Raw genomic sequence first — 10,929 nt, forward strand, 5'->3', positions numbered from 1 at the left:
GGGCCAGGGGTTCCGGTACCTGCTGGACGGGCTGAACCCGGAACGGATGCTGATAGCCGCCGAAGCGCTCGGGCTGGGGCGGGCCGCGCTGCGGCAGGCCGTCCGGTACGGCAACGAGCGCGAGGTGTTCGGCCGTCCCATCGGGAAGAACCAGGGCCTGCAGTTCCCGCTGGCCGACTCGCTGGCCCGCCTCGACGCGGCCGAGCTGGTGCTGCGCAAGGCGACCTGGCTCTACGACCAGGGGAAACCCTGCGCTCGGGAGGCGAACACCGCCAAGTACCTGTGCGCCGACGCCGGTTTCCAGGCGGCCGACCGGGCGCTGCAGACACACGGCGGAATGGGCTATTCCGAGGAGTACCCCGTCGCGCGCTACTTCCGGGAGGCGCGGTTGCTGCGGATCGCCCCGATCAGCCAGGAAATGGTCCTGAACTATCTCGGCTCACACGTCCTCGGTCTTCCCAGGAGCTACTGATGTTCGGTTTGAACGGTCGCTCGGCACTGGTGACGGGCGCGGGTAGCGGAATCGGGGCGGCGGTCGCGGAGGCATTCGCGGCCGCGGGCGCGGCGGTCCTCGTCTCCGACATCGACGAGCAGGCGGCGAAGTCGGTGGCGGAACGGATCCGCGCCGCCGGGGGCACGACGGACTCCTTCGCCCTCGACGTCCGCGACAGCACGGCCGCCGCCGAGGCCGCCCGTCGCGCGGCGGCGCTCGCCGGCGGCACCCTGCACATCCTGGTCAACAACGCCGGCGCGATCGCACCGGCGATGTTCCCCGACCTTACGCAGGACGCGTTTCGCCGGATCATCGACATCCACCTGTTCGGCAGCTTCGTCTGCAGCCAGGCCGTCCTGCCCCACCTTCCCGAGGACGGCAGTGGGCGCATCATCAACGTGACCTCGGCCGCGGGGCTGCAGGGCACGATCGGGCAGGCCAACTACGGGGCGGCGAAGGCGGGCATCATCGGCCTGACGAAGTCGCTGGCCAAGGAGCTCGCGCGCCGGCACGTCACGGTCAACGCTCTCGCTCCGCTGGCGGCCACACCCATGACGCAGAACATCCGGAGCAACGAGAAACTGGCCCAGAAGACGCTGGCGAGAATTCCGCTCGGTCGGTGGGCGCAGCCGGCGGAGATCGCCGGCAGCTTCGTGTTCTTCGCCTCCGACGCAGCCGCATACATCACGGGCCAGGTGCTGCCCGTCGACGGTGGAACGGTGATGTGATGACCAGGGCGACCACGAGTCCTTTTCTGCACACTGGACGCGAGGTGCTGATAGCGGAGGCTGTCCGCGCGCCCATCGGAAAGTCGCACCCGGAGCGGGGCTGGTACCGCGACACCCACCCCAACGCGATCCTCGCCGCGTGCTACACCGAACTGGTCTCCCGTAGCGGCATTGCTCCCGATGCGGTCGAGGACCTCGTCATCGGCTGCACGGCGCCGTTCGGTGAGCAGTCGCGCAACATCGGACGCAACGCCTGGCTCCAGGCCGGCTATCCGCCCGAGGTGCCCGCCGTCACCCTCGACCGGCGCTGCGGATCGGCGCAGACCGCGGTCGCCATGGCAGCCGCGTTGATCGGCTCCGGCACGCACGACGTGGTCATCGCCGGTGGTGTCGAGCACATGGGGCACGTCCCCATCGACTCGCCGCAGAAAATCTCCGATCTGTACGGCGATCCATGGCCGCAGGAACTGCGCGACCAGTACTCCTTCGTCCATCAGGGCGAGAGCGCGGAGCTGATCGCGGACCGTTGGCAGATCAGCCGCGGGGAGATGGACGAGTTCGCGGTGCGCTCGCACCGGCTGGCCGCCGAGGCGGTCCGCGCGGGCCGCTTCGCCGCCGAGATGGTGCCCCTGGAACTGGCGGGGGAGACCCGCACCACCGACCAGAGCATCCGGCCGGAAACCAACCTGGACACGTTGGCCGGGCTCAAACCCGCCTTTCGCGCGGAGGGCGGACGCATCACGGCTGGAAGCTCGTCACCGATCTCGGACGGCGCCGCCGGTGTGCTGCTTGCCTCCCGCCCGGCCGCGCAGCGGTACGGCCTGAACGTCCGGGCCCGCATTCTCGACCAGACCACGGTCGGGGTCGACCCCGTCATCATGTTGACCGGCCCCATCCCCGCGACGCGCAAGCTGCTCGACCGCAACGGACTCACGATCGCCGACATCGACCTGATCGAGATCAACGAGGCGTTCAGCTCCGTGGTGCTCGCCTGGGAACGCGAACTCAAACCCGACATGGACAGGGTCAACGTCAACGGCGGGGCCATCGCGCTCGGCCATCCCGTCGGTGCCACCGGCTCGCGCCTGATGGCCACGATCCTCGCCGAGATGCAACGACGTGACGTCGAGCTCGGTCTGGTCACGATGTGCTGCGGCGGTGGGCTCGGCACCGCCACCCTGGTGCAGCGGCTCGACGGATGATCGAGCTGGCGAGGTACCTGGCACCAGGTGCCGGTGTCTGGTGGAGTCAGGCGAGTGCGGAACCGCGGTCTCTCGTGCATGCTCTGCTCGACCAGATCGGCGAGCTGGGCCCGCGGCGCGCCTTCTGCGGGCTGACCTGGGACGAGCGGCTCACCCGAGAACTGCCCGACACGCTGTCACTCGTCTCGTACGGCGGCCTGGGCGAGTTACGCGCGCTCAGCCGCGCCGGCCGTCTCGATGTGCTGCCGTGCCACTACTCCGCCCTGCCGCGCATGTTCGCCGAGGGACTCGTTCCCCGCGACGTGGGGTTCGTCCAGGTCTCACCTCCGGACGCCGACGGCACCTGTTCGCTCGGTATCGGCGTGGACTACGCGGCTGATGCCGTGCGACACACACCCGTGCTGATCGCCGAGATCAACCAGCGGATGCCGGCGACCGTCGGCACCCCACGGATCCCGCTGAGCCGGTTCGCGGCCGTGGTAGAGACCGACCGTCCGCTGCAGCAGGCGCCCGAGCGTTCACCGGACGCCACGGACCAGGCCATCGCGCGCAACGTCGCGGACCTCATCGCGGACGGGAACACGCTCCAGATGGGTGTGGGTCCGCTTCCGTCCGCGGTTCTCGACTGCCTCGCCGGCCACCGGGATCTCGGCTTCCACTCCGGAATGATCTCCGACAGCATCATGCGTCTCGTCGACAAGGGTGTGCTGACGGGGGCGCGCAAGGAGATCGACCAAGGAACCATCATCACCGGCGCGGCACTCGGCAGCACCGAACTGTACGAACGGTTGGCCGAAATGCCGATCGAGTTCCGCCCCGCCAGTTATACCCACGCCCCGGCGACGCTGTCTCGGCTGCGTTCGCTGGTGTCCATCAACTCGGCCATCGAGGTCGATCTGACCGGGCAGGTCGGAGCCGAGATACGACGTGGCGTTCTGATCGGAGCGGTCGGCGGCCAGGTCGACTTCTCGCGTGCGGCGGCACTCACCGGGGCCCGTTCCATCATCGCGGTGCGTGCGCGCTCCGGAGCGGAGTCCACGATCAAGCCGGTTCTCGAGGGCGGCGTGGTGACGACGTCCCGTTCGGACGTGGACGTGGTCGTGACGGAGTACGGCGCGGCGCACCTTCGCGGCTGTGACCTCGCGGAGCGCGCCCGACGCCTGATCGCCGTCGCCGCACCGGAGCATCAGGAAGCCCTCGAGAGGTCTGTACCAGACAGGTTCTGAGAAACAGGCAGGTCCGGAGAAAACAGAGAGGAGCCGAGCAATGAGCACTCGCCGCCCCGACCATGTGCACATCCGGGAGGTCGGCCCGCGGGACGGTTTCCAGAACGAACCGGAACGCATCGCCACCGACGACAAGATCCGGCTGATCAACGCCCTGGGCAGAGCCGGTTTCAAGCGGATCGAGGTGGCCAGCTTCGTCCGCCCGGACGTGATCCCGCAGCTTTCTGACGGGGTGCAGGTACTCGACCGCATCGATGTGCCCGACGACGTGTCGCTCATGGTGCTCGTTCCGAACAGCAAGGGGCTGGACAACGCGTTGAAGGTGCGGCACAGGTTTCACGAGGTCGCGATTTTCGTGTCTGCTTCGGAGACACACAACAAGAAGAACGTGAACCGTACCGTCGACGAGACGATGGCCGACAACGACGTCATGGTCGGCCGAATCAAGGCCGAGGGCCTGAACTGCGCCGCCGTCATCGCGACGTCCTTCGGATGCCCGTACGAGGGTAAAATCGACCTGAAGCGGGTGCTGGACCTGGCGGAGCGGTTCGCCGAGGCCGGGGCGACCGAAGTCGGTTTCGGTGACACGACCGGGATGGCCAACCCCGCGTACGCCGGCGAGTTCTTCACCGCGGCGCTCGAACGGCTGCCCGGGGTCGAGGTCACCGCTCATTTCCACAACACGCGGGGGCAGGGATTGGCCAATGCGTTCGCCGCGCTGGAAGCCGGTTGCGCCAGCTTCGAGTCGAGCTTTGGCGAGCTCGGCGGCTGCCCTGTTCCGGCCGGATCGACCGGCAACATCGCCACCGAGGACCTGGTGAGCATGTTCCACGAGATGGGCGTGGCCACCGGCCTGTCGCTGCCCGCGATCATCGAGGCCGCCCGCGAGGCGCAGTCGGTGCTCGGCCGCACCCTCACCAGTCACTCGATCATCGCCGGGCCGGTCACGTGGCCGTCCAGCATCGCCTGACGAGTTTTCCGCAGACACGACGAGCACATCGGAGACAGACATGAGTAGTCGGGTTGCCTTCGTCACCGGCGGCGCGCAGGGCATCGGTGCAGGTATCTCGCGGACCCTCGGGGCCAAGGGTTTCCAGGTCGCCATCGCCGATCTCAACCTGGAGGTGGCGCAGGCAACCGCCGAGTCCATCAACGCCGACGGCGGCAGGGCCGTCGCCGTCCAGGTGGATGTGACGGACACAGCCTCCGTCCAGGCCGGGGTGAAGACGGTGACCGACGAGCTCGGTCCGATCGAGATCGCCGTGAACAACGCCGGCTGGGACGACTTCATGAAGTTCGTCGACACCACCGAGGAGTTCTGGGACCGCATCCTGGAGATCAATTTCAAGGGGGTGCTGCGGGTCACCCAGACCGTCGTGCCCGGCATGCTGGAGCGGGGCTGGGGGCGCATCATCAACATCGGCTCCGACGCAGGCCGCGTCGGTTCCTCGCTCGAGGCGGTGTACTCCGGTGCCAAGGGCGGCATCATCGCCTTCACCAAGACTCTCGCCCGCGAGGTGGCGGCCAAGGGTGTCACCGCGAACACCGTCTGCCCTGGTCCCACCGACACGCCGGCCCTGCGCAGGTTCGCCGACAACGCCGGCCAGGACGCCGAGAAAGTCATCTCCGGAATGACGAAATCCGTGCCCCTGCGCCGACTGGCACAGCCCAGTGACGTGGCGGCGGCCGTCGCCTTTTTCGCCTCCGACGACAGCGGCTACATCACCGGTCAGACGCTGTCCGTCAGCGGCGGACTCACCATGGCCTGACCGGACCTGGGATCGGCCACCGCAGTCAAGGACATCCACAAGAAAAGACATCCACAAGAAAAACAGGCGGCGGCCGGCACCCGTTCCTTGGTCGTGTCCGCAGCCTCCGCGGATTCATGAGCTGTTGATGAGGATGGCACGATGCCCGACCCCAGTAACACGGCCGTCAGCTGGAACCGCGTGGCGGACGGCGTTCTGCGCATAACCCTGGAGCGGCCGCCCGCGAACGCGCTCGGTCGGCCCATCATCGAGGGGCTGACCGCCGCTCTGGACGCTCTGGACGCGGCGGGTAACATCACGGTCGTCGTCACGTCCGCCATCCCGGGCTTCTTCGCCGCCGGTGCGGATATCAAGCACATGTCCTCGGTGGACGCCGAGTCCTTCATGGCGTACGGCGACTCGCTGCGCGGCGTGCTCGACAGGCTCGCCGCGCCGAGTCGTATCACGATTGCGGCCGTCGACGGACTTGCGCTCGGTGGCGGGCTCGAGCTGGCGATGGCGTGCACGCTGCGGGTCGCCGGGGCCGGTGCGCGCTTCGGTCTTCCCGAGGTCAAGCTCGGCCTGATCCCCGGTGCGGGTGGCACCCAGCGACTACCTCGGCTCGTCGGCCGCGGCCGTGCCCTCGACATGATGCTGACGGCCAGGCAGGTGGCCGCGCCGGAGGCCCACGCGATCGGCCTTGTCGACCGGCTCGTGGAGGGTGGGAAGGCCGAGCAGGAGGCGCTCAAGCTGGCGGTCAAGCTCCGCACCATGTCACTGCCCGCTCTCCAGGCTGTGATCCGGACGGTCGATGCCTCGTTCGATCTGCCCCTACCGGAAGGTTTTGCCTACGAAGTGGCCCAGGAGCAGGCTTTGTTCGAATCCGGCGAAGCCAAGGAAGGACTGATGGCCTTCCTGGAGAAGCGTCCCCCGAACTTCGTCTGACAGGCAGGTCGGCCAGCCGGCCGCCGGACCGAAATGGTGTCCGTAATAGCGGTGGATTTACTTCTCGAAATTTGGCATGGTTTCTCTATGGCGGCGAACCGTTATATGTTGACTGACGAACAGAGATCCGAGCTGATCATGCTGGTCCGCAACTCGGTCGAGGAACGGGCGATTGCCGACCGGGCGCGGATGGTCCTGTGGTGGGACGAGGGTATGTCGGCCCGTGCGATAGCCGCTCTGCTGCGTGTGTCGCCGCCCACCGTGTATCTGTGGCCGGCGCGTTTCGCCAAGGCCGGGATCGAGGGACTGTATGATGCGCCTCGGTCTGCTCCGCCGCTGGTTCATGATGGCCGAGTGCGCGCGAGGATTCTTGCGCTGACCCGGCAGTCGCCCCCCGCGGAGACGGGGCTGTGGCACTGGTCGAGCCGTGAGATGGCGCGGTACCTGCGACAGGCCGAGGGGATTGTGGTGTCGCACACCTTCATCGCCGACCTATGGCGGGAGAATAATCTTCAGCCGTATCGGCGGGGCATCTTCAGGCTGTTGACCGACCCGGACTTCCAGATGCTGGACACGGCCGCCGTCGATCGGCTGCGGCATTCGCTGAGCGGCGAGATTCACACGAGCAGCTGAGGAGAAGGATCGTGCGGAGCACCGGGGAGATGGCATTCGAAACCATCCGGCTCGAACGTCCCACGGACGGCATTGTCGTCGCGACTCTGAACCGTCCGGAGCGGCTGAACGCGATGACGGTGCTCATGTTCCAGGAACTCGAGGAAATGGCCCTGGCAGTGGACGGCGATGACGACGTACGCGTTCTGATCATCACGGGCGCGGGCAGGGCCTTCTGCGCCGGCTACGACCTCGACGACGCCGAGGAGCTGTCGAGCCTTTCGCCTATGGATATGCTGAAGCGCCAGGAGCGCGCCGCTCGTGCGCTGGCAACGATCCGGTCGATCCGGATTCCGGTGATCGCGGCGATCAACGGAACCGCGGCGGGAGGAGGGATGTCGCTCGCGCTCGTCGCCGACATCCGGCTGGCCGCGCCGTCGGCCAGGTTCAACGCCGCTTTCGTGCGTATCGGCCTGTCCGCCGGGGATATGGGCGCATCCTGGCTGCTGCCGCGCATCGTCGGGCCCAGCCGCGTCGCCGAGATCGCCTTTACCGGACGTTTCGTCGAGGCGGAGGAGGCCGAGCATATCGGTCTCGTCAACAAGATCGTCTCTGCGGGCACCCTGCTGGCCGAGGCCGTCGCCATGGCCGAACTCATCCGTGCCAACTCACCCGGCGGCGTACAACTGTCCAAACGGGCGCTGCAGGCCAACATGGAGGTGCCCTCGTACGCGGCCGCCCTGGAGCTGGAGAACCGTGGCCAGGTGGTGCTTACCAGGGACGAGGACATCCCGGAGGTCCTCGACGCCTTCAAGCGGGAGCACACCGACATACCGGGATACACCAGCATTCCTGTTCCCGGGTCGCCTGTTCCTGGGCCGGTGACGACGGATCGGACCAACAGTGGGGAAGGCGGTTTCATGCTCCAGTTTGAGCCACCGAAGTTGGAGACGCTGACGCTCGAGCCACTCGCGGGCGGCAACGTGTTGTTGACGGTCAACCGTCCCACCCGGATGAACTCGCTGACGGTCAAGATGTTCGAGGAGTTCAACACCGTCGCCTACGCCCTCCGGGACACCGACGCCAGGGCGCTGATCCTCACCGGGGCGGGCGACCGCGCGTTCTGCGCGGGTTTCGACCTCGACGAGATCGGCGTCATCGGCACCATGAGTGTGCGTGAGTTCCTGCGCTTCCAGGAGATGGCTGCCGGGGGGTTCGCGGCGATTCGTAGCCTTCCTTTCCCCGTGATCGCGGCCATTCACGGAGCGGCCTCGGGGGGTGGCCTGGCCCTCGCGCTCGCCGCGGACATCCGCCTGGTCGCACCGACCGCCAAGTTCAACGCCCCGTTCGTCCGGCTCGGGCTCTCCATCGGGGACCTGGGCACCTCATGGCAGCTGACGCGGCTGGTCGGGCCCGGACGGGCGGCTGAGATCGCCTACACCGTGCGTACCGTCGAGGCCGAGGAGGCGGTCCGGATCGGGCTGGCGAACCGGCTTGTGCCGTCGGAGACGTTGCTGGAGGAGGCGCTGGCGATGGCGAAGCAGATCGCCGGCAATTCACCCGCCGGTATTCGCATGTCAAAGCGCGCACTGCAGTACAACCTGGAGAACGCCTCCTTCGCGGCGGCGCTCGAGCTGGAGAACCGCGGCCAGGCGCTGCTGACGCGCGGCGAGGACATGACCGAGGCGCTGACGGCGTTCAAGGCGCGCCGACCGCCGCAGTTCACCGGAAAGTAAAGACATAGATAGCAGACTGGCCCCGGGGAGGAGATCCCCCGGGGCCAGTCTGCTATGTCTTTGGAGAAGAACCGTCAGATGCTGCGCTGGGATTTGCTCTGCACGGTCGCCAGCTGGCTGCGCTCGCGGATGTCCGCCCAGTCCTGATCATTTAGATGGTGCCCATGCGGCGCATCGGGATCTGGTCGGCCTGGGTCGCCCCGACCGCGCTTTTGTCCGTGGGGTTGAGCATCTCCCAGGCGTAGTCCGTCGGCTTGCCCTTCCATGAGCGGGTTGGCCTGCGACTGGACGCTTGGTAGCGCAGGGAGAGGTAGTGGTCGCACTGAGTTCAGAAGGCGGTACCCACCGTACCCGCAAGAGGTATAAGGACTTCCCCTATGGGTGATGCAGGACACAGTCCGGCCGCCTACCGTTGACCCGACCACGCGCCAACGTCGCCGCGTGGGGTTCGCCTCCGGGCAACGTCGACAGGGGAGAGAGGTTGTCGATCATCATTCTCCCGCCTTCGGCGGACCTGGATCTGGGATCAAGTACAAGGAGAGTTCATGGCCGCGATCGAGACTGCGGACAGCCGCCCGATACCGGACGATATTGCCCGGCAGGTTGTGTTACCTGAAGGGCACAGCGACGAGACTCTGCTGTTTGCCGCTTACCGCTGGCTGCGTGAGAACAATCCGCTCGGCCAGGTCAAGGTAGAGGGCTACGATCCGCTGTGGCTGGTCAGCAAGCATGCCGATATCATGGAGATCGAGCGTCAGCCGGAAATTTTCACCAGCGGTGGCGGCGTCCAGCCGGGTTCCCACAACCCGATCCTGCAGAACCAGGCTGGTGACGAGTTCACCAAAAGCCTCACCGGCGGTAGCCTCCGCATTCTTGATGCGCTCCCCTATCTCGACCCACCGGAACACGCCGCGGTCAAGGACATCGCGAACGACTGGTTTCGGCCAGCGAGTCTGAAGAAGTGGGAAGATATCATCCGCGGGCTTGCCCGTGAGGCCATCGGTAAGCGTCTGCGCGAAGGCGAGAACGAGATCGACTTCGTTAAGGACTTCGCGCTCTTCTACCCGCTGCACGTCATCATGACCCTTTTCGGCGTGCCCGAGGAAGATGAGCCGAGAATGATGGCGCTGAGCCAGGATTTCTTCGGCACAGCCGACCCGGACCTCATACGGGACGACGTGGAGGCACTGAGCCCGGAGGCAGCCGCGCAGCAGTGGTCCGCGGCGATCAGGGACTTCTACGCCTACTTCGACGTGTTGGTGGAGGACCGGCGGAAGGAACCAAGAGATGATCTTTCCACGATCATCGCGCTCGGGAAGAAGGAAGACGGTGAGTTCTATCCGAAGGAATTCGCCTACGGCTGGTTCCTCGCGATCGCCACGGCCGGTCATGACACGACGTCGAGCACGCTCTCGGGAGGGATCGAACAGCTCGCGATCCATCCCGACCAGTTGAGAAGGGCCCAACAGGATCCGTCGCTCATCCCACACCTTCTCAATGAGATGCTGCGCTGGGCGTCTCCGGTCAAGCAATTCACCCGCCAGGCCGCCCAGGATTACACCTTGAACGGAAGCGAGATCAAGAAGGGTGACCGGCTGATGTTGCTGTACCAGTCGGCCAACCGCGACGCCGATGTGTTCGAGGACCCCGACTCGTTCCAGCTCGACCGCCGACCGAACAAGCACATCGCTTTCGGCTACGGCCCCCACATGTGTATCGGTCAGCACGTGGCCAAGATCGAGATCCGTATCATGCTCGAGGAGCTGCTGCCGCGTATCAAGAGCGTCGAACTGGCCGGTGAACGAAAGGTCGTCCAGACGAACTTCGTCGGCGGGCTGAAGAACCTTCCGATACGTCTGGAGCTGCGGTGACCCAACAGCGGGTTTCCTCCGACGATCGCCGGGTGGTGGTCGTCGGAGGGGGTCATGCCGGTGGCACGCTGGTGGGGATGCTCCGGCAGGCCGGCTTCGCCGGCGAGATCGTGATGTTCGGTCAGGAGACGGAGCTTCCCTACCACCGCCCGCCCCTGTCCAAGAAGTTCATCGACGGCGATCTCGAGCAGTGGCTGCGCGCGCCGGAGTTCTACCGGGAGCAGAACATCTCCGTCAGGCTGGGCGAGTCGATCGAGTCGATCGATCCCGCCGCGCGCCGCGTGTACTCGAGCAGCGCGCAGGCCACCGAGTACGACCTGCTTGTTCTCGCCACCGGAGCCGAGCCCCGACGCCTGCCGGTGCCCGGT

General features: G+C 66.6%; 11 protein-coding genes and 2 pseudogenes. 12 read left to right on the forward strand and 1 reads right to left on the reverse strand.

Translation table 11 applies throughout. The features are described 5' to 3' along the window. The 10 genes and pseudogenes from DD1DGNOD_RS11450 to DD1DGNOD_RS30810 all read left to right on the forward strand — a co-directional run. The coding region (locus DD1DGNOD_RS11450; protein ID WP_131770099.1) for an acyl-CoA dehydrogenase family protein at window positions 1–472 on the forward strand (472 nt) is incomplete at its 5' end. Then, window positions 472–1,221: an SDR family NAD(P)-dependent oxidoreductase gene (locus DD1DGNOD_RS11455; RefSeq protein WP_131766555.1), complete on the forward strand. Its 750-nt coding sequence runs from the start codon at window positions 472–474 to the stop codon at window positions 1,219–1,221. The genes DD1DGNOD_RS11450 and DD1DGNOD_RS11455, both read left to right, overlap by 1 nt. Beyond that, entirely contained in the window at window positions 1,221–2,423 is a 1,203-nt protein-coding gene (locus DD1DGNOD_RS11460; RefSeq protein ID WP_131766556.1) for a thiolase family protein, read from the forward strand. Before DD1DGNOD_RS11455 ends, DD1DGNOD_RS11460 begins: the two co-directional genes overlap by 1 nt. Further along, window positions 2,420–3,649: an acetyl-CoA hydrolase/transferase family protein gene (locus tag DD1DGNOD_RS11465; protein WP_131770091.1), complete on the forward strand. Its 1,230-nt coding sequence runs from the start codon at window positions 2,420–2,422 to the stop codon at window positions 3,647–3,649. Before DD1DGNOD_RS11460 ends, DD1DGNOD_RS11465 begins: the two co-directional genes overlap by 4 nt. A 40-nt stretch (window positions 3,650–3,689) precedes the next feature. Then, window positions 3,690–4,619, forward strand: a complete 930-nt coding sequence (locus DD1DGNOD_RS11470; protein ID WP_131766558.1) for a hydroxymethylglutaryl-CoA lyase — start codon at window positions 3,690–3,692, stop codon at window positions 4,617–4,619. Between the two features lie 40 nt (window positions 4,620–4,659). Continuing rightward, window positions 4,660–5,418 carry an SDR family NAD(P)-dependent oxidoreductase gene (locus DD1DGNOD_RS11475; protein ID WP_131770092.1) on the forward strand — a complete coding sequence of 253 codons (759 nt, stop codon included), beginning with the start codon at window positions 4,660–4,662 and terminating at the stop codon, window positions 5,416–5,418. Window positions 5,419–5,559: 141 nt separating this feature from the next. Next, a complete protein-coding gene (locus tag DD1DGNOD_RS11480) occupies window positions 5,560–6,342 on the forward strand; it encodes an enoyl-CoA hydratase/isomerase family protein (protein ID WP_131770093.1) in 783 nt (260 codons plus the stop codon). 105 nt (window positions 6,343–6,447) lie between these two features. Further along, window positions 6,448–6,975: a helix-turn-helix domain-containing protein gene (locus tag DD1DGNOD_RS11485; RefSeq protein ID WP_165036617.1), complete on the forward strand. Its 528-nt coding sequence runs from the start codon at window positions 6,448–6,450 to the stop codon at window positions 6,973–6,975. A gap of 29 nt (window positions 6,976–7,004) precedes the next feature. Continuing rightward, a pseudogene (locus DD1DGNOD_RS30805) lies at window positions 7,005–7,775 on the forward strand (enoyl-CoA hydratase/isomerase family protein); the annotation flags it as partial. Between the two features lie 99 nt (window positions 7,776–7,874). Next, the gene (locus DD1DGNOD_RS30810) at window positions 7,875–8,690 is read left to right on the forward strand and encodes an enoyl-CoA hydratase/isomerase family protein (protein WP_131766586.1); all 816 of its coding nucleotides are present in this window, start codon (window positions 7,875–7,877) and stop codon (window positions 8,688–8,690) included. A 154-nt stretch (window positions 8,691–8,844) separates the two neighbouring features. Here DD1DGNOD_RS30810 and DD1DGNOD_RS31180 read toward each other — a convergent pair. After that, window positions 8,845–8,943: pseudogene (locus DD1DGNOD_RS31180) on the reverse strand (SDR family oxidoreductase); the annotation flags it as partial. 292 nt (window positions 8,944–9,235) lie between these two features. On the opposite strand from DD1DGNOD_RS31180, the gene DD1DGNOD_RS11505 reads away from it, so the two are divergent. Further along, window positions 9,236–10,561: a cytochrome P450 gene (locus DD1DGNOD_RS11505; protein WP_131766562.1), complete on the forward strand. Its 1,326-nt coding sequence runs from the start codon at window positions 9,236–9,238 to the stop codon at window positions 10,559–10,561. After that, a partial coding sequence (locus DD1DGNOD_RS11510; protein WP_165036619.1) for an FAD-dependent oxidoreductase occupies window positions 10,558–10,929 on the forward strand: 372 nt, incomplete at its 3' end. The genes DD1DGNOD_RS11505 and DD1DGNOD_RS11510, both read left to right, overlap by 4 nt.

This window comes from Candidatus Protofrankia californiensis (genome assembly GCF_900634765.1).
GTDB classification, from domain to species: Bacteria; Actinomycetota; Actinomycetes; order Frankiales; family Frankiaceae; genus Protofrankia; species Protofrankia californiensis.